The sequence below is a fragment of the Curvibacter sp. Hmag1.1 genome, assembly GCF_059769165.1.
Genome location: NZ_JBMBGX010000002.1, coordinates 1 through 23,854, shown reverse-complemented (window position 1 = coordinate 23,854; position 23,854 = coordinate 1). Strand labels below are relative to the sequence as shown.

The window sequence follows — 23,854 nt, the reverse complement described above, 5'->3', positions numbered from 1 at the left end:
GTAAATCCAAAAACAAGGGGCCCGCAGGCCCCTTGATTCAAACTGACGTCCCGCTCAGGGGATTAACCCACCCACTTGCGCGCATTGCGCCACAGCTGCATCCAGGGGCTGAATTCACTCTTGTCCAAGCTGGTCCAGCTCATTTGGATGTTGCGGAACACACGCTCGGGGTGCGGCATCATGGCGGTGAAGCGGCCGTCTGCGGTGGTGACCGCGGTCAAGCCACCGGCGCTGCCGTTCGGGTTGAACGGATAGGCCTCGGTCGCTGCACCGGTGTTGTCCACATAGCGCATGGCGGCGATAGCCTTGTCGGCATTGCCACGGTACTTGAAGTTGGCGTAGCCCTCACCGTGCGCCACCGCAATCGGCAGGCGCATGCCGGCCAGATCGGTGAAGAACAAGGACGGTGACTCCAGTACTTCCACCAGCGAGAGACGGGCTTCGAAACGCTCGCTCTGGTTGGTGGTGAAGCGCGGCCAGTCTTGCGCGCCGGGGATGATGTCGGCCAGCTCGGCAAACATCTGGCAGCCGTTGCACACGCCCAAGCCGAAAGTGTCCTGGCGGGCAAAAAAGGCCTTGAACTGCTCAGACAGCACGTCGTTGAACGTGATACTGCGCGCCCAGCCGATGCCGGCACCCAAGGTGTCGCCGTAGCTGAAACCGCCGCAAGCGACCACGCCTTTGAAGTCCTGCAGTTTGGCGCGTCCGGTCTGCAAGTCAGTCATGTGCACGTCATAGGCCTCAAATCCGGCTTCTGTGAAGGCGTAGGCCATTTCAACATGGGAGTTGACGCCCTGCTCGCGCAGCACGGCCACCTTGGGTCGGCTCGTGAGGATGGCAGGCGCTCCTGATTTGATAGCTGCTTGCGCATATTCCACGAGCGCCAGGGCCTTATTTGGCATGTAAACATGCATGCCGGGATCGTTTTCAGCGCCGGCTGCGGCGTGTTCGGCATCGGCACAAACAGGGTTGTCGCGCTGCTGAGCGATCTTCCAGCTCACGGCGTCCCACACCTGGTGAAGGTCGGCCAGCTTGGCGCTGAAGATGCTCTTGGCATCGCGCCAGATTTGCAGCTCGCCCTTGCCAGCAGCAATGGCATCGGTTGCCGGACGTGTCTTGCCGATGAAGTGGCTGAACTTGGACAAGCCATGCTCGCGCAGAGTGGCCATCACTTCCGAGCGCTCTGCCGTGCGCACCTGCAACACGACGCCCAGCTCTTCGCTGAACAGGGCCTTGAGCGTGGCTTCTTCACGGCGGGCACCCACCTGCCCTGCCCAGTTTTTGCTGTCGCCCACGTCCATGCGGCTGTCCGAAATGCCGTCACCCTCGGTGACCAGCATGTCCACATTCAGGGCCACACCCACGCGACCGGCAAAGGCCATTTCGGCCACGGTCGCCAGCAGACCACCATCGCCACGGTCGTGGTAAGCCAGCACCTGGCCCTTGGCGCGTAATGCATTTACCGCGTTGACCAGGCTCACCAAGTCCTTGGCGTCGTCCAGATCGGGCACCTTGTCGCCGACTTGGTCCAGGGTCTGCGCCAGGATGCTGGCGGCCATGCGGTGCTGACCTTTGCCCAGGTCGACCAACACCAATGTGGTGTCTTCAGTCGCGTTGAGCTGGGGCGTCAGCGTGCCGCGCACGTCTTGCAAGGTGGCAAAACCACTCACGATCAGGGAAACAGGGGAAGTGACTTTCTTGTCCTTGCCCTCGTCCTTCCACTGGGTGCGCATGGACAGGCTGTCCTTGCCCACAGGAATGGAGATACCCAAAGCCGGGCACAGCTCCATGCCCACGGCCTTCACGGTGGCGTACAGCGCCGCGTCTTCGCCGGGTTCGCCGCAGGCGGCCATCCAGTTGGCGGACAGCTTCACGCGTGGCAAGTCGATGGGGGCAGCCAGCAGGTTGGTGATGGCTTCAGCCACCGCCATGCGGCCGGAAGCGGGTGCATCCAACGCGGCCAGCGGCGTGCGCTCGCCCATGGACATGGCTTCACCGGCAAAGCCTTTGAAGTCAGCCAAAGTGACCGCGCAGTCCGCCACCGGCACTTGCCAGGGGCCGACCATCTGGTCGCGGTGGGTCAGGCCACCCACGGTGCGGTCACCGATGGTGATCAGGAATCGCTTAGAAGCGACGGTGGGGTGCGCCAGCACGTCGATCACGGCTTTTTGCAGGTCCACACCCGTCAGGTCCAGCGGTTTGAACTGGCGAGCCACGGTCTTCACATCGCGGTGCATCTTGGGCGGCTTGCCCAGCAGCACATTCATTGGCATGTCCACCGGAGACTCCGCGCCCTCGTCCACCAGTTGCAACTGGCGCTCTTCGGTCGCCACACCAATCACCGCGAACGGGCAGCGCTCGCGCTCGCACAGCGCTTCAAACTGCGCCAGCGACTCGGGAGCGATAGCCAGCACATAGCGTTCCTGGCTCTCGTTGCACCAGATTTCCTTGGGTGCCATGCCGGACTCTTCGAGCTTGACGGCACGCAGGTCAAAGCGCGCACCACGGCCTGCGTCGTTGGTCAGCTCGGGGAATGCGTTGGACAGGCCGCCCGCGCCTACGTCGTGGATGGCCAAGATGGGGTTCTGCTCGCCTTGCATCCAGCACTGGTTGATCACTTCCTGGGCGCGGCGTTCGATTTCGGGGTTGCCGCGTTGCACCGAGTCAAAGTCCAGCTCGGCCGCGTTGGCGCCGGTGGCCATGGAGCTGGCGGCGCTGCCGCCCATGCCGATGCGCATGCCGGGGCCGCCGAGCTGGATCAGCAGGCTGCCAGCGGGGAATTCAATCTTGTGGGTCTGGTCGGCATCGATGATGCCGAGGCCACCCGCGATCGTGATGGGCTTGTGGTAGCCGCGTGCCACGGTGTCCACATCGCTAGCAACTGTCTGCTCGTACTCGCGGAAATAGCCCAGCAGGTTGGGTCGGCCGAACTCGTTGTTGAACGCCGCGCCGCCTAGGGGGCCTTCCACCATGATTTGCAGCGGGCTGGCAATGTGCTCGGGCTTGCCCAGTGTGCTTCCCCATAGCTTGGAGACGGTAAAGCCGGTCAGGCCTGCTTTAGGCTTGGAGCCACGGCCGGTCGCACCTTCGTCACGGATTTCGCCACCCGCACCCGTAGAGGCGCCGGGGAATGGGGAGATGGCTGTGGGGTGGTTGTGGGTTTCCACCTTCATCAGGATATGGTTGGTCTTGCTATGCTTTTCGTAGCTTGGCGCGCTCACTGCACCTGCGCCAGTGGCCGATTTGGCTGTAAAGCGCTCGACCTGCACACCTTCCATCACCGAGGCATTGTCCGAGTACGCCACCAGCATGTACTGGGGGTGCAGCTGGTGCGTGTTGCGGATCATGCCGAACATGCTCTTGTCTTGCGCCACGCCGTCGATGGTGAACTGGGCGTTAAAAATCTTGTGGCGGCAATGCTCGCTATTTGCTTGCGCAAACATCATCAGTTCCACGTCGGTGGGGTTGCGGCCCAGCGTGGTGAAGGCGTTCACCAGGTAGTCAATCTCATCAGCGGCCAGGGCCAAACCGAATTGCGTGTTGGCTTTCACCAAGGCGTCTTTGCCGCCGGCCAACACGTCCACATGGTCCATGGGCGCGGGTTGAAGGGCGTTGAAAAGCTCTTGTGCTTGAGCGCGATCCAACATGGCGCTCTCGGTCATGCGGTCGTGCAGCAGGGCGGCCACGGCCTGGAGCTGCTCCGGAGTCAGAGCACTTTTGCTCAATAGGCCGTTCTTCAAGGTCAGGCGGTACTCCACCAGACGCTCTACGCGCTTCACTGCCAGGCCGCAGTTGTGGGCGATGTCGGTAGCCTTGGAGGCCCATGGGCTCACGGTGCCGAAACGGGGGCTCACCACGATCGCGGGGCCTTCAGACGGACCGGTGTACGGATCACCATAGGTCAGCAAGGCGGCCAGTTTGTCAGCCAGGGGCTTGTCCAGAGCCACTTCGGTGGCGGCCAGGTGCACAAAACGGGCAGCAATGCCGGAAATCTTGTCGCTCACACCTTCCAAGGCGGGCAGGAGTTGTTGGACACGGAAATTGCTCAGGGCGTTACCGCCCTCGAAAGAGGTGATGTGCAGGGTCACGATGGTGGCCTTGTAATGGGCTGGAGCGTTGGGGAGTGGTGATCCACACACGGCCGCTGACTGGGGACGCGCATGGAAGCTCCGGATTTTACCCGCCAGTGGACGCCGCTTTTACCCACCGGCTCGCGCGGCTCCGCCGGATGGGATAATCCTGCCCCATGACTATCACTTACAAAGACGCCCAAGGCATTGCCGGCATGCGTATCGCGGGCAAACTGGCCTCCGAAGTACTGGACTACCTCACGCCCTTCGTCCAACCCGGCGTGACGACCAACGAGCTCGACAAGCTGGCTCACGACTACATCACGCAGGTGCAAGGCGCCATTCCCGCACCCCTGAACTACACCGGTGGCGGCAACACGCCCTACCCCAAGTCCATCTGCACCTCGGTGAACCAGCAGGTGTGCCACGGCATTCCCAATGACAAGCAGCTGAAAAAAGGCGACATCGTCAACATCGACGTCACTGTCATCAAAGACACCTGGCACGGCGACACCAGCCGCATGTTCCTGGTGGGTGATTGCTCCATTGCGGCCAAGCGCTTGTGTTCCATTACCTACGAAGCCATGTGGGTGGGCATCCAGATGGTCAAGCCCGGGGTCCACCTCGGTGACATTGGCCATGCCATCCAGAAATTTGCTGAAGGCAAGGGCTTCAGCGTGGTGCGCGAGTTTTGCGGACATGGCATCGGTCAGGTCTTCCATGAAGAGCCTCAAGTGCTGCACTACGGCCGCCCCGGGACACTGGAAAAGCTCAAGGAAGGCATGACCTTCACCATCGAGCCCATGATCAATGCCGGTGGCAAAGAGATCAAGGACGGTCCTGAAAAAGACGGCTGGAGCATTGTCACCAAGGACCGCTCTTTATCGGCACAGTGGGAGCACACGGTGTTGGTCACGCCGACCGGTTACGAGGTGCTGACCCTTTCCGCCGGCAGTCCTGCGACGCCAGATTTTGTGACCGCCTGACGCCCTCTGCGAATGACCGAGCTGCAAGCCCTGCGCACCGACTACCGGGCGCGCAAAGCACAACTGCTGGATCTGGTTGCCTCCCCCAAAGCGACAGTGCGCCAGGTGCGCAAGGTCTTGCAGCGCATGGCGGACCTGACGGACGAGGTGCTGCGGCAGCTCTGGTCGGGCGCTGGCTTGGCAGAACCCTATGCGCTGCTGGCGGTGGGCGGATACGGCCGGGCGGAGTTGTTTCCTCACTCCGACGTCGATGTGTTGGTCTTGCTACCCGATGGCCATTCGGCCGACACCGACTCTGAGCTCAAAAAGCGCATCGAGGGCTTCATTGGCAACTGCTGGGATGTGGGTCTGGAAATCGGCTCCAGCGTGCGCACCTTGGCGGACTGCTTGCAAGAAGCCGAAAAAGACGTCACGGTTCAGACTGCCTTGCTGGAGTGCCGCCTCATCACCGGCAACGCAGAATTGGTGCAGGCTTTCCGTACAGCCTTCACCGAGGCCATGGACCCCAAGGCTTTTTTCGTGGCCAAGACGCTGGAAATGCGCCAGCGACACACCAAGTTTGAAGACACGCCCTATTCACTGGAACCGAACTGCAAGGAATCCCCAGGTGGCTTGCGTGACTTGCAGGTCATTTTGTGGGTGGCCAAGGCGGCCGGCTACGGCGACAACTGGGCGGATCTGGCCCGGGGAGGCTTGGCCACCGAATTCGAGGTCAAGCAGATTGAGCGCAATGAGGCTTTGCTGCTGCTGATCCGTGCCAAGCTGCATTTCATCGCCAAACGGCGTGAAGACCGCCTGATTTTTGACCTGCAGAATGCCGTGGCCGAGTCTTTCGGCTACACCGCCGGCTCGCCGGAGGGGGACCGCAAGCAGTTGGTGCGCGCCAGTGAGGCGCTGATGAAGCGCTACTACTGGGCAGCCAAGGCCGTTACCCAGCTCAACCAGATTCTGTTGATGAACATTGAGGAGCGGTTGAACCCCTCCACCCATGCGCCCCGCCGCATCAATGATCACTTCAACGACAAAGCCGGCATGATCGATGTGGCCAGCGACGATCTCTATCGCCGCAACCCGCACGCCATTCTGGAGACCTTTCTGGTCTACCAGACCACTGTGGGCATCAAAGGCCTGTCAGCCCGCACCTTGCGTGCTCTGTACAACGCCCGTGACCTGATGGACGCCAAATACCGGCGCGACCCGGTGAATCGCGCTACTTTCCTGCAAATCATGCAGGCGCCGGACGGTATCACCCATGCCATGCGGTTGATGAACCAGACCTCGGTGCTGGGGCGCTACCTGTGGGTGTTCCGCAAAATCGTCGGGCAGATGCAGCATGACTTGTTCCACGTCTACACCGTGGATCAGCACATCCTAATGGTGCTGCGCAATGCGCGCCGATTCTTCATGGTGGAACACGCCCACGAATACCCGTTCTGCTCGCAACTGGCCTCCGGCTGGGACAAGCCCTGGATTTTGTACATCGCATCCTTGTTCCACGACATTGCCAAGGGACGTGGCGGTGACCACTCCGAGCTCGGAATTATGGAAGCGCGCCGGTTCTGCAAGGAACACGGCGTGCCTGCCGATGACGCCAAATTGATTGAGTTTTTGGTCGGCGAGCACCTGACCATGAGCCGGATTGCCCAGAAGTCCGATCTGTCGGACCCGGACGTTATCCAGGAATTTGCCAAGCGGGTGGGCAATGAGCGTTACCTCACCGCCCTGTATCTGCTGACAGTGGCTGATATCCGCGGCACCAGCCCGAAGGTCTGGAATGCCTGGAAGGGCAAGCTGCTGGAAGACTTGTACAAATACACCGCGCGTGCCTTGGGTGGCCGCGCACCGGATGCCGACGCGGAAGTAGAACAACGCAAGCGCGAAGCCTTGGTGATGGTGGCGCTGTACGCCCTGCCCTTTGAGGCCCATAAACCTTTGTGGGACACCCTGGATGTGGGCTACTTCATGCGGCATGATGCGGCAGACATTGCCTGGCACACCAAGCAGCTGTCGCGTCTGGTGGCAACCGACCAGCCGATTGTCCGTGCGCGCCGCTCGCCGGTGGGCGAAGGCTTGCAGGTCGTGGTCTATACGCAAGATCAACCGGATTTGTTTGCACGTATCTGCGGTTACTTCGATCAAGGCGGCTTCAGCATTCTGGATGCCCGTATCCACACCACCAAAAAAGGCTACGCGTTGGATACGTTTCAGGTGGTGACCTCGGCCGACATGGACGAGCACTACCGTGAAATGACCAGCATGCTGGAGAACGGATTGGCGCAAGCCATTGCGGAGGCCGGGCCGCTGCCGGCGCCCAGCCGAGGCCGGGTGTCACGCCGCGTCAAGAGCTTTCCGATTGCTCCGCGGGTGTCGCTCAAACCGGACGAGAAGGCACAGCGCTGGCTGCTGAACATCTCTGCCAGTGACCGGCTGGGCCTGCTTTATTGCATCGCCCGGGTACTGGCCAAGCACCAGATCGTGGTGCAACTGGCCAAGGTGGCTACGCTTGGCGAGCGGGTGGAAGACACCTTTTTGATCCATGGCGCACAGCTTCAGCACAATCGCGCGCAGATCGATATAGAAACGGAAATCCTGGACGCTTTGGCGGTTTAACTTAAGGCCGCTTCAGCCGTTGTAGAAGCTTGCACGCATGCGTCCGTCGCGCTTGGCCACGTACAGGGCTTTGTCCGCCTGCGAAATTAGCGCTCCGGCGCCTCCGGGCTGAACCTCCGACCAGGTCGTGCCACCCACACTCACCGACAAGCGCGGACTGGTAGGGGATTGGGCATGGGGAATCTCTAGCTTGGACATTTCCAGCATGATTTTTTCCGCCACAGCCAAGGCGCCTGCCTCATCAGTATTCGGCAAAAGGATGGCGAACTCCTCACCACCGAATCGTGCAGCCAGGTCCTGTTGACGCGAACACGCAGCCAATACGGATGCCACCTTTTTCAGCGCTACGTCCCCTTCGGGATGGCCATAGAGGTCGTTGTATTTTTTGAAATGGTCTACATCAATGAGCAAGAGGGACAAAGGATCTGCATGTCTTGCCAAGCGACTCATTTCCAGGGGTAGCCGCTCATCCAATTTCCGGCGATTGGCGATACCCGTCAACGAATCGGTGCGGGACATGCTTTCAAGCTTTCGCACCTGCTCGTGAAGCACTAACAACAAAGAGTTGATTCCCTTGGTGAGTTCTCCGATTTCATCCGGGCGGTCGTACTTCAAGACGCTGTCCCAGCGCTTGCTCTCTCCAAGTGAGGCCAAATCTGTACGCAACCGGGCCACAGGGCGCACCAGCCATCGCTGAATGACGCTGATCAACACCACCCCTGAAACAAAAGCCACCATCGCCCATTGCAGCATCATGTCTGAGAGAAGTTTCTCTGCTTTGACCATCCATTGGCGCTCAATCTGCATGTCCACTTGCGCTACAGAACGACCATCGACGCCTGACAACAGGCTTTGCATGTCGATCACAGTGTCATGGCTGCTCAGCTGCAGGTCATGGGCCGGCAGATATTGGAAGCCCGGAATCTCAAGCGGGATTTCTGTCCCAAAGAAGGCAGGCTTTGCGTCATTGGGTGCATTCATGCTGAAATCGATTCCGGCGTTCGCCGCTATGTTTTTCAGATCCTCCGGATCCAACTCCCTCATCATGGCCACTGTCCCAGACGGGGTATGGGTTCCGTCACTGTGGACGACACCTGTCCAGCAAATGCTGACAGGACGTTCCAACATCCAGGACAAACCGCACTTTGTGGTCGGGACATGGGGGGCAGCCCCCTGCCAACGCCCCAGTAACGAGCTCAAAAGGTCCCGCATTTGCGGAATACGTCCATTGCTCAGCGCCCTGCCACCGAAACCAACCACTGCCCCACTGGCATTCACCAGCAAGACCGCGTTCAAGTTGGAGGCTGCTATCGCTGCCGGCCCGATATTGCTGACCTGAAACTTTTGATTGGGTTTGAGCAGATGTTCATACATCTCGTCCCAGTACGCCCAGTCGTGGTTCAACACACTGAGGGAAACCAATTGCTCGTCAATACCACTTAACACCCGTTTCGCCGCGTCATAGGCGGCCTTGCGCTCTATGGTCTCAAAGGTCGGCAAAAGACTCCGCTTCATCAGGTAGAGACCGACACTTCCCATGAGTCCGAACACCAGGATGAACGAAGCCACAATCCGCGAGGCAAGCCCGAGACCGGCCAAATTCATTCGCAGGTGAGTTTTGAATCGTCGATACATCCGCATTCCTGCAAGGTTGCGGTAGAGCTTATTCCCAAAACTGCATTTGGTACAGCACAGCGCCTCCAAGCGAGGACATCGAGAGAGCCCTCAATCGTCTTCTGCGGCTGCGATGCCCGGAAACAATACCTCGGTGTAGCCGAACTGACTGAAGTCCCGCACACGCATAGGGTACAGCTTGCCCCACACATGGTCGCACTCATGCTGCACCACCCGTGCATGAAAACCATCCACGGTGCGGTCAATCGCGTCACCATACTGGTCAAAGCCGGTATAGCGGATGCGCGACCACCTTGGCACCACGCCCCGCAAGCCCGGAACGGATAGACAGCCCTCCCAGTCGTTTTCCTCTTCATCTCCCAGCGGGGTAATCACAGGGTTGCAGAGCACGGTGGGCGGCACGATGGGTCGGTCCGGGTAGCGGGGATTGCGTTCGTTGCCGCCGAAGATCACGAGTTGCAAATCCACACCGATCTGCGGCGCAGCCAAGCCCGCACCGTTCGCAGCCCGCATGGTGTCCAGCATGTCGGTGACCAGCAGGTGCAGCGCATCGGAGTCGAACTCAGTGACCGGTTGCGCCACGCGCAAAAGGCGTGGATCGCCCATCTTGAGAATGTCGCGTACGGTCATTTCAGCAACTCCAAGAGGCCTGCTTCATCCAACACGGGAACACCCAGCTCATTGGCTTTGTCCAGTTTGCTGCCGGCTTCCGCTCCTGCGACCACGAAATGCGTTTTCTTGCTCACAGAGCCACTGACCTTGCCACCGGCGGCTTCAATGAGGTCTTTGGCAGCATCCCGCCCCAAGGTGGGCAAGGTGCCGGTGAGCACCAGCGTTTTGCCAGCCAAAGGTTTGGGACCGGCATCGGCAGGGGCACCTTCGGGCCAGGTGACCCCGCAGGCCCGTAACTGCTCCACCACTTCCCGGTTGTGGGCCTGGTCAAAAAAGGTGCGAATGCTTTGGGCGACGATGGGGCCCACGTCAGACACAGCCAACAGCGCTTCCTCGTCCGCCTCCATGATGGCGTCCAGCGTGCCGAAGTGGCGGGCGAGTTCCTTCGCGGTTGCTTCGCCCACGTGACGGATACCCAGCCCGAACAAGAAGCGCGGCAAGGTGGTTTGTTTGGACTTTTCCAAAGCATCCACGATGTTTTGTGCTGACTTGTCGGCCATGCGGTCCAGGCTGGCCAATGCGCTCAAGCCCAAGCGGTAGAGGTCTGGCAGATTGCGGATGACGTTGGCATCCACCAGTTGCTCGACGAGTTTGTCGCCCAAACCTTCCACCTCGACTGCTCGTCGTTGCGCGAAATGCAGGATGGCCTGCTTGCGCTGGGCACTGCAGAACAGGCCGCCGGTGCAGCGGTAGTCGGCCTCACCCTCCTCCCGCACCGCAGCGGACTGGCACACCGGGCAGATGCGGGGCATGGTGAACTGGGGTGCATCCCCCTCCCGCTTTTCAGGCAACACAGAAACCACTTCCGGAATCACATCTCCCGCACGGCGCACGATGACGGTATCGCCCACCCGAACGTCTTTGCGGCGGGCCTCGTCCTCGTTGTGCAAGGTGGCGTTGGTAACGGTGACGCCACCCACGAACACCGGAGCCAACTTGGCCACAGGCGTCAATTTGCCGGTGCGCCCCACTTGCACGTCAATGGCCAATACCGTGGTCAGCTGTTCCTGCGCCGGGTACTTGTGAGCCACAGCCCAGCGCGGCTCACGGGTGACAAAGCCCAGCCTTTGCTGCAGAGCCAGGCTATTGACCTTGTAGACCACGCCGTCGATATCGAAAGGCAAGCTATCGCGACCAGCGCCGATGCGCTGGTGATACGCTATCAATTCAGGAGCACCTCGCGCAGTATCCACCTGCGCTGCAACCGGAAAACCCCATGATTTCAGGGTCTGGAGCATGGCGTAGTGACTGCCGAAATCAGGCCCGCCTTCGGCAGCCGGGGTGACTTCACCGAGTCCATAGGCAAAGAAGCTTAGAGGCCGCTGGGCTGCGATGCCCGGATCCAGCTGCCGCACAGCGCCGGCTGCAGCGTTACGCGGGTTCACAAAGGTTTTTTCGCCCTTCTCACCGGCGGCAATGCGTGCACGCTGGCGTTCGTTCAAGGCCTCGAAATCATCGCGGCGCATGTAGACCTCGCCGCGCACTTCCAGAACGGGAGGCACGCCATCCGGCAATCTCAACGGAATCTGGCCGATGGTGCGGATGTTCTGGGTCACGTCTTCGCCATATTCACCGTCGCCCCGTGTTGCTGCCTGCACCAGCACGCCCTGCTCGTAACGCAGGTTCATCGCCAAGCCGTCAAACTTCAGCTCAGCGACGTACTCCACCGGGGCATCACCCTCGTTCAGCTCCAGCTCTTTGCGGACGCGGGTATCGAACGCGAGTGCACCTGTAGATTCGGTGTCGGTTTCTGTACGAATGCTGAGCATTGGCACTGCATGGCGAACGCTGGTGAAGGCATCCAGCACCTGCCCGCCCACGCGTTGTGTCGGGGAATCAGGTGTCACCCATTCGGGATGTTGAGCCTCCAAATCCTGGAGCTCGCGAAACAGCCGGTCGTATTCGACATCGGGCACCAAAGGCGCATCCAGCACATAGTAGGCATGCCCAAGCCGGTGCAGCTCCTCGCGCAGGGCCTGCAGGCGTTTGTGAGGGAGGGAGTCCGGCACTGCCGGCTCGGGTGAAAACAAGTCCAGCGTTGCCATAAAGCGGATAGAAACTTAGCTGAAGAGGCGGCGGGCAATCGGCGAGCCGGCGGCAATATCCCGCTGCTGCAGCGTGTCGTAAAGCACCTGGAGGTCAGCCGCGATCACGTCCATCGTCTGCGCGGCCAATGGCTGGCCGTTGTCGTCAGTGACTACGCCTTCCATGGCAAGCGCCAACGCATCCGCCGTTTCACGCATGCGATCGAATGGCCGCTCTGCCCTGTCCACCTGGGCCACGTCGAGGTGCAGCGACAGTTCGCGAATGGCGCTCTGGGCCGGGTCGTCGGCCAAAGCAGCTTGGGAGTCAAAGCTCAGCACCAGCACAGGAGGTAAACCCTCCACGGATGCAGGCAGCACCATGCGGCCGGGAATAACGCCCGCCACAAAGCCAAGCCTGGCTGCATTCTGGTGGATGTAGCCAGGGCTCCAGGATGCATTGCGGGCGCGGATGGTGAAGCCGAGTTGGGCGTCATGGGCGCTGGCAAAGTGGTCCAGCTCGCGGGCACGGGCGACTTCATCCAGCATTTCAGGAAACTCTGGCGTAGCGTTGATCGCGTCTGCAAACGCCTGCGTCTTCACCACGAATTCGGAATACTCGATCTCGTTGAGCGCACCAGATCGGTTAGCCAGCTGCACACCGGCTTGGAAGCCGCCGTAGCGCTGACCGGGAGCAGGAACTTCCCACACCAAGGACTGCAGGTTGTAGCCCTCCACAGAGAAGGGCTTGGTGCCCGCACGGCGCGTCGCTGGCATGGCAGCCATGGCCGCTTCGCCGGACACTGCAGGCGTAGCAGGATCGAGTGCAACCGTGGCAATCACGTCGATCAATGAATCCATGGCCGGCCGCACGGGCGGTCGGGGCAGATTGAAGGCTGGCGTTTCGGCATCGACCTCGGTGAGCACAGGCTCTTGTGTGAGGTCGCCATCCACAGGATCTTGGGGCGGCAAGGCCTGGCGGGGGGCATTGCGACGCGACGACCAGGCACCGTGGGCCACCACGACTGCCAGCACCACACCGCCTGCGATTGCCAATCCGATTTGTAAATTGCTCATGTAGGTTTAGCTTTTGCGGTGTTCAAGTGAGCTCTGCGAGGTTGACAGCGGATTCCATGTCCACCGCGACAATGCGCGATACGCCCTGCTCCTGCATCGTGACACCGATGAGTTGTTCAGCCATTTCCATGGCGATCTTGTTGTGACTGATAAACAGGAACTGAGTTCCCTTGCTCATGCTGGCGACCAACTTGGCATAACGCTCGGTATTGGCATCGTCCAGCGGTGCATCCACCTCGTCTAACAGACAGAAAGGCGCGGGGTTGAGCTGGAAAATCGCAAACACCAATGCAATCGCGGTGAGTGCTTTTTCGCCACCCGATAGCAAATGGATGGTCTGGTTCTTTTTGCCGGGCGGCTGCGCGATCACTTGCACTCCGGAATCCAGAATTTCGTCACCGGTAATGACCAGTCGCGCGTTGCCCCCACCGAAGAGTTCGGGGAACATACGACCGAAATGGGCATTCACTTGGTCGAAAGTGCCGGACAGCAACTCACGGGTTTCCGCGTCAATCTTGCGGATGGCGTCTTCCAAGGTGTTCATGGCCTGGGTCAGGTCCACGTTTTGCATGTCCAGGAATTGCTTGCGCTCGCGGGCAGCAGCCAGCTCCTCCAATGCAGCCAGGTTCACTGCACCCAAGGCTGCGATCTCGCGGTTCAGGCGGTCAATGTCACCCTGCATGCCGAACAAGCGTACATTGCCGTCTTTGATGCTTTGTTCGATGGCCTCAAGGTCCGCCTGCGCATCCGCCAGCTGAGCTTCAAACTGCTCAAAGCCAAGGCGCGCGGCCTGCTCCTTGAGCTGGAATTCGGTAATTCGCTGGCGCAGCGGGTCCAGCTCGCGCTCCAGTTGCAAGCGGCGCTCGTCACTAGCGCGCAACTTGGCGGTGAGATCGTCGTATTCGCTGCGCTTGGCGGCCAAGGCCTGTTCCCGCTCCAGCTTCAAGGCCAAAGCGTTTTGCAGGCCGGCTTGGGCCGCCGCGTCGGTCAGGCGGTGCAGCTCGTCCTGCGCACGCTGTTCCTCCGCCTGGATGCTCTGATTCTGTTGAATGGCTGTTTCAATAGCGCGGGAGAGTTCTGCATTGCGCGCTTGCAAGCTGCGCTGGGCAAACACCGCCTCCTGCGCCTGGCGTTCCAGGCTGCGCTGCTGCTCGCGGCACTGGCTCAGTTTGTTTTGCACCTCGATGACACGCTCGTCCAGTTGGGCATGGCGCTCCTGGCTGTCCGCCAGTTGCATGTCCAGCGATTCGAAGCGTGCTTCCGCTTCCACGCGTCGCTCTTGCAAATCGTCCAGCTGGGCTTCGACTTCCGCCATATCGGCATCAATCTGGGCACTGCGCGCACGGGTTTGCTCCAACATCTGGGACAGGCGCAGAGTCTCGACCTGCAACTCATGCACGCGCCCCTGGCTTTCGGCGGCCTCGCGGCGGGCACTGACCAATCGCTGGGCACTCTCGGCGTACGCACTCTCCGCGCGGCTCAGAGCGACGCGGGATTCGTCGGCAATCAGTACTTGAGCACGGAGCTGCTTCTCCAGGTTCTCGATTTCCTGGGCGCGGGCCAACAAGCCGGCTTGCTCTGAGTCCTGGGCATAAAAGCTGACGCTGTGGCTTGTGACCACATGCCCGCTTTTGACATAAATGCTTTCACCGGGCTGCAGCTTCTCACGCTGCGCCAACGCTTCTTCGAAGCTGCCTGCAGTAAAGCAGCCTTGCAACCAGTCGGTCAGAACCGCTTTTTGGCCCGCGTCATTCACTCGCAGCAAGTCTGCCAAACGGGGCAAGGGACCCGCGCGTTCGGGCAAAGTGGCTTGCGGTGGGGTGTAAAAGGACAGTTTGGCTGGCGGCGCGTCCACGGCAAATGCCTTGAGCATCTCCAAACGGGACACCTCCAACGCACCCAAGCGCTCCCGCAATGCGCCTTCCAGGGCGTTTTCCCAACCTTGCTCAATGTGAATGCGGCTCCACAGGCCTTGCAAGTGATCCAAGCCATGCTTGGCCAGCCAAGGCTGCAACTTGCCATCGGTCTTGACCTTTTCCTGCAGCGCTTTGAGCGCCTCCAGACGAGCCGAAAGGTCCGCTTGGCGGGAGGACTCGGTGTTGACGGCAAGCTGCTGTTCTTTGCGAGCCTCATCAAGCTGGGGGACCGCGTCCTGCAAGTCTTGCAGCCGCGCATCCGCCACCTGATGCGCTTCCTGCACAGCTTCCAGCTGCTCTTGCAGACTTGTCAACCGGGATTCGTCCGGTGCAGACAGTGCATTGCGGTCGGTCATCAACCGGTCGCGGCGGGTCTCTAACTGGCGGCTTTGCTCTTCGATGCCGCGTTGCTCCGCGGCAAGCACCTGAATCTGTTGCTGCACCTGCGCCACGGAGCCGCGTTGGTCGTTGGCGGCACCTTGCGCCTTGGCCAATGCCTCTTCCAAGTCTGGCAGTTGCTGGGCCTGTTCTTCCACTTGGGCAGCCAGCAGTTCTGTTTGCTCTTCGCCCAAGGCAGCCAGCTCGGCCAGGCGCTCCATTTCGGCCTGGGCATCATCCTTTCGGGTGGCCCATTGGGCGATCTGTTCCTTGAGGGTGACCAAGCGCTGCTCCACGCGCTGACGGCCTTCCACCACGAAACGTATTTCGGCTTCCAGGCGTCCCACATCGGTACTGGCTTCGTACAACAAACCTTGCGCCTGATTGACCTGGTCACCGGCTCCGTAATGCGCTTGGCGCACCGTCTCCAGATCCGCCTCGATGTGACGCAAATCGGCCATACGGGCTTCGAGCGCGTTGACGGCAGCCAGACCTTCGGACTGCACCTTGGCTTTGTCGGCCAATGCTTCGGCCCGCTTCAAGAACCATTGCTGGTGCTGCTTGAGTGTGACCTCGGATTGCAGTGCGTTGTATTTCTGCGCAACTTCGGCCTGCTTTTCCAGGCGCTCAAGGTTGGTGCCCAGCTCTCGCAGGATGTCTTCCACGCGCGTGAGGTTTTCACGGGTGTCGGAGAGGCGATTTTCCGTCTCGCGGCGGCGCTCTTTGTATTTGGATACGCCCGCAGCCTCTTCGAGGAACAAGCGCAGCTCTTCCGGCTTGGACTCGATGATGCGGGAAATGGTGCCCTGCCCGATGATCGCGTAAGCACGGGGCCCCAAACCGGTGCCCAGGAACACGTCCTGGACGTCACGGCGGCGCACGGGCTGGTTATTGATGAAGTAGCTGCTTGTCCCATCCCGGGTCAGCACCCGTTTGACTGCAATTTCACCGAACTGACCCCATTGGCCGCCGGCCCGATGGTCGGCATTGTCAAACACCAGTTCCACGCTGCTGCGGCTCGCAGGCTTGCGGGAAGTGGTGCCATTGAAAATCACGTCCTGCATGGACTCACCACGCAACTCGCTGGCTTTGCTCTCGCCCAACACCCAGCGCACCGCATCCATGATGTTGGATTTACCGCAGCCGTTGGGGCCGACCACGCCTACCAGCTGGCCGGGCAGCAGGAAGTTGGTGGGTTCAGCGAAAGACTTGAAGCCCGAGAGCTTGATGGAGTTGAGACGCACAGGAAGATGTAGACAGCGCTAAGTAATTGATTTTATTGGAAAAAATGGAGCCTTCCCAGTGGCCCGCGAGCGCTGGATCATACCCTGCAGCAACCCGCACGTCGGCACACCTCCAGCCGCGATGGCACTCAGGCCGGGCTACCCAGATACGCGGCCACCTCTGCTTCCAACACACGCAACTCAGGCGCCAGCGTGGCATACGCGGCAGCTACCGTGGGCGCATCCCCCTTTTTACTCATGAATTCCACTTCGGATACCTTCGCGACCAATTCAGCGGTGCAAAAGATGGGAATAAAGCCCTTAAGCGGGTGCAACAGGTGGTTGGCGCCCTGCACATCCCCCTTCGTCAGCAGTTCCGTGATCGCGGGAACGTCACGCTGCAAGGAGTCCAGAACCATGGGAAGCATCTCGCGCAAAGCGCCTTCGTCACCGATTTGCTCCAATGCACCGGCAATATTGAGATAACGGTTGCCGGCACCATTGGACGGAACTGCAGACATGGCTTACTCCTCAAAATCGATCTGAACGGACCCCAGGGGCCGAAGCCCCAAGTTTAACGACGACTCAGGGATAATGCCGCCCCATGAATCCGAATTTGTCCAGCCTGCAGGCGTACCCGTTTGAGCGCCTGCGCCAGTTGTTTGCGGGCATTGTGCCCAACCCTGCGTTCAGCCCCATCAGTCTGGGCATCGGCGAGCCCCGTCACCCTACCCCCCAACTCATCAAAGACGCCTATTGCCATGCCATCCAATCGGGTGAAAGCGGCTTGGCTGCTTACCCCGCCACTGCGGGTGATCCCAAACTGCGCCTGTCCATGGCGAATTGGATTCAGCGCCGCTATGGCCTGAAGTTGGATGCCGCAACGCAAATATTGCCCATCAACGGATCCCGGGAAGCATTATTTGCCTTCGCGCAGACAGTCATTAATCCGGCAGCTAGCAATGGCACTGTGCAGGTGGTGTGCCCGAATCCGTTCTATCAGATCTACGAAGGCGCTGCTCTGCTTGCAGGTGCGCAGCCATACTTTGTGCCCTCTGTGCCCTCCCGCAATTTCGCCCAGGATTGGGACAGCGTCCCGGAAAGCGTATGGGCGTCTACGCAGCTCATGTATGTGTGCTCCCCCGGGAACCCTGCCGGTGCGGTCATGCCTTTGTCCGAGTGGGAAAAGCTTTTTGCGTTGAGCGACAAGTACGGCTTTGTCATTGCCTCGGATGAGTGCTACAGCGAAATTTACTTCCGCGATGAGGCGCCACTGGGTGGATTGGAAGCTGCAGCCAAATTGGGTCGTGGCGATTTTAAAAATCTGGTGTCCTTCACCAGCCTGTCCAAGCGGAGCAACGTGCCCGGCATGCGCAGCGGCTTCTGCGCGGGCGATGCACACTGGATCAAACAGTTTTTGCTTTACCGCACCTACCATGGCAGTGCCATGAGCCCTGTCGTACAGGCGGCCAGCATTGCTGCTTGGGACGATGAGGTCCATGTAATTGACAACCGCGCCAAGTACCGCGCCAAGTTTGCCCAGGTCACGCCCTTACTCTCCGAAGTGATGGACGTCACCTTGCCGGACGCTGGCTTCTACCTGTGGGCGGATGTCAATGGCAGTGACACCGAGTTCGCCCGTGAACTGCTCGCTCTTTACAATGTGACCGTCTTGCCCGGCAGCTACCTGGCGCGTGAGGCGAACGGGCACAACCCCGGCGCCGGGCGCATCCGCATGGCTTTGGTGGCTGAGACCGCAGAATGCGTGGAAGCAGCGCAGCGCATCGTCCAATTCGTTCGGGGTCGCAGCGCTTGAAGTGCCGGACCTCGAAGCCTTTTTCTCCGATTACAACCCTGAAAAAACCATGAGCCAACAATTGCAATCCGTTATAGAAGCCGCGTGGGAAGACCGCGCCAACATTTCTGTGGCATCCGCACCCGCTGAAGTGCTTGAAGCCGTGGAGCATGTGCTGAACGAACTCGACGCCGGCCGCTTGCGCGTAGCCACCCGCGAAGGCGTCGGACAGTGGACCACCCACCAATGGATCAAGAAGGCAGTGCTGCTGAGCTTCCGCCTCAAGGACAACGAAGTCATCCAGTCCGGTGATCTGGGCTTTTACGACAAGGTTCCCACCAAGTTCGCCGGCATGAGCGCTGAAGCCCTGAAGGCGACCGGTGTTCGAGTGGTTCCGCCTGCCGTGGCGCGTCGCGGAAGTTTCCAGGGCAAGGGCGTGATCCTGATGCCTTCTTACTGCAACATCGGATCGTATGTGGACGAAGGCACCATGGTCGACACATGGGCCACCGTGGGCTCCTGCGCCCAGATTGGCAAACACGTGCACTTGTCCGGTGGCGTGGGCATAGGGGGAGTGCTGGAGCCTATGCAGGCCGGCCCGACCATCATTGAAGACAACTGCTTTGTGGGCGCGCGCTCCGAAGTGGTGGAAGGCGTGATCGTCGAAGAAAACTCGGTGATTTCCATGGGCGTTTACATCGGCCAAAGCACTCCGATCTATGACCGCGCAACCGACACCGTAAGCTATGGCCGCATCCCTGCGGGCTCTGTGGTGGTCAGCGGTAGCCTGCCCAAGGGTGACGGCAAATACAGCATGTATGCCGCCATCATCGTCAAGAAGGTGGACGCCAAGACCCGCTCAACCACCAGCCTGAACGACTTGCTGCGCGACTAAGTTCCCCCAACCGGAAGGCAACCATGGCCACGACCACCACACCCCAGCCTTCAGGCACCATGGAGCGCATCCTGCGCCTCATGAGCGAGAAGAAGGCGTCTGACGTGTATCTGTCGGCGCACGCCCCTGCGCTGATCAAGATCAACGGCCAGTGTGTACCGATCAACAGCCAGACCCTGCCTTCCGACGCGCCCAAAAATCTGTTGGCGGAGGTGTTGTCGCCCCAACAAATTGAGATTTTGGAGCGCGATGGTGAGCTCAACGTAGGCTTCCCGCTGGCCGGCGTAGGCCGTTTCCGGGTGAGTGCCATGCGCCAGCGCGGCACTATTGCAGCGGTGATCCGTTACATCAGCGTGGACGTGCCTCCCCTGCACAGCTTGCAGTTGCCTCCGGTGCTGGCCGACCTGATCATGGAAAAACGTGGCCTGCTGCTGATGGTGGGCGCTACGGGTGCGGGCAAGAGCACGACGTTGGCGTCGATGCTGGACTACCGCAATGAAAGTGTGTCCGGTCACATCCTGACCATTGAAGACCCGGTGGAGTTTTTGTTCAAAAACAAAAAGTCGGTGGTGAACCAGCGGGAAGTTGGAACCGACACCGCCTCGCTGCACGTGGCCTTGAAGAACGCTTTGCGCCAGGCTCCGGATGTGATTCTGATCGGTGAAATCCGGGATCAGGAAACCATGTCGGCAGCGATTGCTTACGCGCAATCCGGCCACTTGTGCCTGGCCACGATGCACGCCAACAACAGCTATCAGGCTCTGAACCGGATTTTGAGTTTTTACCCGGTGGAAGTGCGCCCCACCATGCTGGGCGATCTGGCCACCGCCCTGCGAGCCATCGTCTCGCAACGCCTGCTCCGTACCACATCCGGATTGCGGACACCGGCCGCCGAGGTGTTGCTCAATACCAAGCTCGTGGCCGAAATGATTGAAAAAGGCGACTTTTCAGCAGTGCGCGAAGCCATGGAGCAGTCCATGGCCGAGGGCTCGCAGACCTTCGAAGCCGACATCGCCCGCCTGATTCAAGACGGCTTGGTCGACCGCAAAGAAGGCTTGGCCCACGCCGACTCGCCCACCAACCTCATGTGGCGCTTGCAAAACGATTTCACCAAGGTGGCCAAGGCTGCCGCGGTACCGGAAGAAGATGACGAAGCCTCCTTCACGGAAATTACCCTGGATGTGAAACACTGATGACGCAAACGCTGCAGCTCACCGAGCACCTGTTGTCCATGGCCTCGGTGACGCCCTCTGATGGCGGATGCCAGGCCTTGATCGCCGATCGCTTGCGCCCTCTAGGCTTTGTGTGTGAAACCATTGAAAGTGGGCCTGACGATTTTCGAGTCACCAATTTATGGGCCAAACGGCCTGCAGGGCTCACAGGATCTGCGCGAGTAGCTTCCAAAAGCATAGCAAAAACCTTGGTGTTTGCCGGACATACCGACGTGGTTCCCACCGGCCCTGCGCAGCAATGGGACAGTGCGCCCTTTGTGCCCAGTCACCGTGATGGAAAACTGTTTGGACGCGGCGCGAGCGACATGAAGACCTCCCTGGCGGCTTTTGTGGCGTCAATTGAAGAGTTTTTGGCTGCACACCCTGCCCCTGAACTCAACATCGCCCTGCTATTGACCAGTGATGAAGAAGGCCCTGCTCTGGACGGCACCGTGGTGGTCTGCAAGCAGCTTCAGGCCCGCGGAGAGGTGCTGGACTACTGCATCGTGGGTGAGCCCACCTCGGTGGAAAAGACCGGTGACATGATCAAAAACGGGCGGCGCGGCACCATGAGCGGCAAACTCACGGTCAAAGGCGTGCAAGGTCACATTGCCTATCCGCACCTTGCCAAGAATCCGATCCACCTGTTTACCCCTGCTTTAGCCGAGTTGGTGGGTATCGAATGGGACAAGGGCAATGCGTTTTTCCCTCCGACCACCTGGCAGGTCAGCAACATCCATGGGGGTACCGGGGCGAGTAACGTCATTCCCGGCCATGTAGTGATTGATTTCAACTTCCGCTTCTCCACCGAGTCCACCCCCGAAAGCCTGCAAAAACGGCTGGCCAGCGTGCTGGCCAAGCATGAGCTGGACTACGACCTGGCATGGACCATAGGCGGCCTTCCCTTCCTGACGACGCCTGGCCCCTTGGTGGATGCCGTGCGCGACGCCATCCGTTCAGAGACAGGGTTGGAGACCCAACTTTCCACGACCGGCGGTACCAGTGACGGGCGCTTCATCGCCCAGGTGTGCCCGCAAGTGATTGAACTCGGCCCGCCCAATGCCACCATCCACAAGATCAATGAATACGTGAAGCTCGCGGACATCGAGCCTCTGAAAAACATTTACCGCCGGGTACTTGAGAACCTGAACCAGGCGGAGACCGCATGAATTTGAAAGAACTGGTCGCACAGGCCACCGCGCAGCTCACAGAAGCCGGCGTGTCCTTCGGCCATGGCACCACCAACGCGGCGGACGAAGCCGCTTGGCTGGTACTGCACGCACTCGGCTTGCCGCTGGATACGGGCTTGTCAGACGAGGATGTAGAGTCAAATCGGCCTGTAGCGCCCGAGGAATATGCGCGAGCCGCTACGCTTTTGGGAGCGCGGATCAGCACGCGCAAGCCGGCGGCCTACCTCACACAAGAAGCATGGCTGCAAGGTGTGCCGTTTTATGTGGACGAACGCGTCATTGTTCCTCGCTCTTTGATCGCTGAACTGTTGGTCGATGGCAGCATCGACTACTGGCTCAAAGAAAGCACCCATCACGTGCTGGACCTCTGTACGGGCAATGGCAGCTTGGGCATTCTGGCCACCATGGTCTATCCTGACGTGGAAGTGACTGGCGCTGATATTTCGGCGGACGCCTTGGCCGTTGCACGTGTCAATGTGGATAAGCACCGGTTGCAAAACCGGATGAAATTGCTGGAGTCTGATGGCCTAAAGGCAATCCCCGGCGTGTTCGATCTGGTGCTATGTAACCCGCCATACGTGAATGCAAAGAGCATGGCCGCTCTGCCCGCCGAATATTTGGCGGAACCCTTTATTGCCCTCGACGGCAATCAGGCAGGCGGCAGCGGCGACGGCATGGATTTCATCAGAACCTTGCTCGCAGGCCTTCCGCCCAAGCTGTCGGACGACGGCGTACTGGTGCTGGAAATCGGAAACGAGCGCGAGTATTTCGAAGCGGCCTTTCCGGAGTTGGAAGTGGTGTGGCTCGAAACCAGTGCCGGTGAAGATCAGGTGCTACTGCTGACGCGAGACGCACTGGTCCGCTTCCAGCAGCCTTAAGTTTTTTACCCGGGCGGTATTCGGTAAGCACACGCACCGGACACGCCGAACTGCCTGATGTCATGCATCCGGTAGCCATTTATTGACGGCCTCACGGCCCTTCCCAGAACATGATTACATTAAAAAACGTCACCCTGCGCCGTAGCGCCAAGGTGTTGCTCGAAGGCGCTTCGGTCACCTTGAATCCAGGCGAAAAGGTAGGCCTTGTGGGTCGCAACGGTGCGGGCAAATCCTCGCTGTTTGCCTTGCTGAACGGCAATCTCCACGAAGACGCGGGCGAGTACTACATCCCCGCCCAATGGCGCATGGGCCAGGTGGCACAGGATATGCCCGAAACCGAACAAGGCGCCACCGACTTTGTGGTCGAAGGCGATACGCAACTCGGGGCAGCACGGGCGGAAGTGACAGCCGCGGAAGCGACCGAAGACTACGAACGCATGGCAAACGCTTACACAGCCCTGCACGACGCCGGTGAGTACGACGCAGCTGCGCGCGCACAAGCGCTGATTCTGGGTCTGGGTTTCAAAACCACCGAACTGGACAAACCAGTGAACAGTTTCTCTGGCGGTTGGCGCATGCGCCTGCAACTCGCCCGCGCCCTCATGTGCCCCAGTGACCTGCTGCTGTTGGACGAGCCCACCAACCACTTGGACTTGGACGCGCTGGTGTGGCTGGAAGCCTGGCTGAAGAAGTATGAGGGCACTATGGTCGTCATCAGCCACGACCGCGAGTTTCTGGATGCGGTAACCAACGTGACCCTGCACATCGACATGGGCAAGCTGGTGCGTTACGGCGGGAACTACAGCAAGTTTGAAGACATGCGCGCCGAGCAGATGGAGCTCCAACAAAATGCCTTCGCGAAGCAGCAAGACAAGATCGCCCACCTGCAAAAGTTCATCGCACGCTTTAAGGCCAAAGCCAGCAAAGCCAAGCAGGCCCAAAGTCGGGTCAAGGCCTTGGATCGGATGGAGAAGATTGCGCCGCTGTTGTCGGAAGCCGATTTCAGCTTTGAGTTCAAGGAGCCGGCCAACCTGCCCAACCCTATGCTCTCCATGCAAGGCGTGAGTTTCGGCTACCCGGCGCCTGAGGAAGCGCCCAAGGGCACTCCACCTACAACTATCGTCCATAACGTCAGCAAATCGGTGCTCGCAGGACAGCGTATCGGCATATTGGGGTCTCCTCGTTTTCAGTGCAATAAGTGACGGTACGAAAAGCTAGCACTGGCGCGGAGGTGGTGTTGGTAGATCGTTGATTTCATTGACTTTCCTGTTCACTTTCAAATCTGCGATTCGTGGCG

Annotated in this window: 14 protein-coding genes and 1 pseudogene; 8 read left to right on the top strand and 7 right to left on the bottom strand. The window is 59.9% G+C overall.

Annotated features, from left to right (window positions below; genetic code table 11):
- Positions 1-62: 62 nt before the first annotated feature.
- Entirely contained in the window at positions 63-4,088 is a 4,026-nt protein-coding gene (gene purL, locus ACOAP0_RS00465) for a phosphoribosylformylglycinamidine synthase (protein WP_498376066.1), read from the bottom strand.
- Between the two features lie 158 nt (positions 4,089-4,246).
- Between purL and map the strand changes: the two genes are divergently transcribed.
- Together map and ACOAP0_RS00455 are read left to right on the top strand one after the other, a co-directional pair.
- Complete coding sequence (gene map, locus ACOAP0_RS00460) at positions 4,247-5,056, top strand: type I methionyl aminopeptidase (RefSeq protein WP_087493911.1); 810 nt, start codon at positions 4,247-4,249, stop codon at positions 5,054-5,056.
- 12 nt (positions 5,057-5,068) lie between these two features.
- Positions 5,069-7,666, top strand: a complete 2,598-nt coding sequence (locus tag ACOAP0_RS00455; protein ID WP_498376067.1) for a [protein-PII] uridylyltransferase — start codon at positions 5,069-5,071, stop codon at positions 7,664-7,666.
- 12 nt (positions 7,667-7,678) lie between these two features.
- On the opposite strand, the gene ACOAP0_RS00450 is transcribed toward ACOAP0_RS00455, so the two are convergent.
- From ACOAP0_RS00450 to ACOAP0_RS00425, 6 genes are all read right to left on the bottom strand, one after another.
- Entirely contained in the window at positions 7,679-9,271 is a 1,593-nt protein-coding gene (locus tag ACOAP0_RS00450; protein ID WP_498391283.1) for a sensor domain-containing diguanylate cyclase, read from the bottom strand.
- Between the two features lie 120 nt (positions 9,272-9,391).
- Positions 9,392-9,931, bottom strand: coding sequence for a peptide deformylase (gene def / locus ACOAP0_RS00445; RefSeq protein ID WP_498391282.1), 540 nt, complete (start codon positions 9,929-9,931; stop codon positions 9,392-9,394).
- Positions 9,928-12,018: an NAD-dependent DNA ligase LigA gene (gene ligA, locus ACOAP0_RS00440; protein WP_498376070.1), complete on the bottom strand. Its 2,091-nt coding sequence runs from the start codon at positions 12,016-12,018 to the stop codon at positions 9,928-9,930. Before ligA ends, def begins: the two co-directional genes overlap by 4 nt.
- A 15-nt stretch (positions 12,019-12,033) precedes the next feature.
- Positions 12,034-13,071, bottom strand: coding sequence for a cell division protein ZipA C-terminal FtsZ-binding domain-containing protein (locus tag ACOAP0_RS00435; RefSeq protein ID WP_498376071.1), 1,038 nt, complete (start codon positions 13,069-13,071; stop codon positions 12,034-12,036).
- Positions 13,072-13,093: 22 nt separating this feature from the next.
- The gene (gene smc, locus ACOAP0_RS00430; RefSeq protein WP_498376072.1) at positions 13,094-16,609 is read right to left on the bottom strand and encodes a chromosome segregation protein SMC; all 3,516 of its coding nucleotides are present in this window, start codon (positions 16,607-16,609) and stop codon (positions 13,094-13,096) included.
- Between the two features lie 128 nt (positions 16,610-16,737).
- Positions 16,738-17,109 carry an Hpt domain-containing protein gene (locus ACOAP0_RS00425; protein ID WP_498376073.1) on the bottom strand — a complete coding sequence of 124 codons (372 nt, stop codon included), beginning with the start codon at positions 17,107-17,109 and terminating at the stop codon, positions 16,738-16,740.
- Positions 17,110-17,192: 83 nt separating this feature from the next.
- Here ACOAP0_RS00425 and dapC point away from each other — a divergent pair, with 83 nt between their 5' ends.
- From dapC to ACOAP0_RS00395, 6 genes and pseudogenes are all read left to right on the top strand, one after another.
- Complete coding sequence (gene dapC, locus ACOAP0_RS00420) at positions 17,193-18,404, top strand: succinyldiaminopimelate transaminase (RefSeq protein WP_498376074.1); 1,212 nt, start codon at positions 17,193-17,195, stop codon at positions 18,402-18,404.
- Positions 18,405-18,453: 49 nt separating this feature from the next.
- Positions 18,454-19,278: a 2,3,4,5-tetrahydropyridine-2,6-dicarboxylate N-succinyltransferase gene (gene dapD, locus ACOAP0_RS00415; RefSeq protein WP_498376075.1), complete on the top strand. Its 825-nt coding sequence runs from the start codon at positions 18,454-18,456 to the stop codon at positions 19,276-19,278.
- Between the two features lie 23 nt (positions 19,279-19,301).
- Positions 19,302-20,471: a PilT/PilU family type 4a pilus ATPase gene (locus ACOAP0_RS00410; RefSeq protein ID WP_232459910.1), complete on the top strand. Its 1,170-nt coding sequence runs from the start codon at positions 19,302-19,304 to the stop codon at positions 20,469-20,471.
- Entirely contained in the window at positions 20,471-21,658 is a 1,188-nt protein-coding gene (gene dapE / locus ACOAP0_RS00405; protein WP_498376076.1) for a succinyl-diaminopimelate desuccinylase, read from the top strand. Before ACOAP0_RS00410 ends, dapE begins: the two co-directional genes overlap by 1 nt.
- A complete protein-coding gene (gene prmB, locus ACOAP0_RS00400; protein WP_498376077.1) occupies positions 21,655-22,557 on the top strand; it encodes a 50S ribosomal protein L3 N(5)-glutamine methyltransferase in 903 nt (300 codons plus the stop codon). The genes dapE and prmB overlap by 4 nt, the downstream gene beginning before the upstream one ends.
- 110 nt (positions 22,558-22,667) lie before the next feature.
- A pseudogene (locus tag ACOAP0_RS00395) lies at positions 22,668-23,735 on the top strand (ABC-F family ATP-binding cassette domain-containing protein); the annotation flags it as partial.
- Positions 23,736-23,854: the final 119 nt, after the last annotated feature.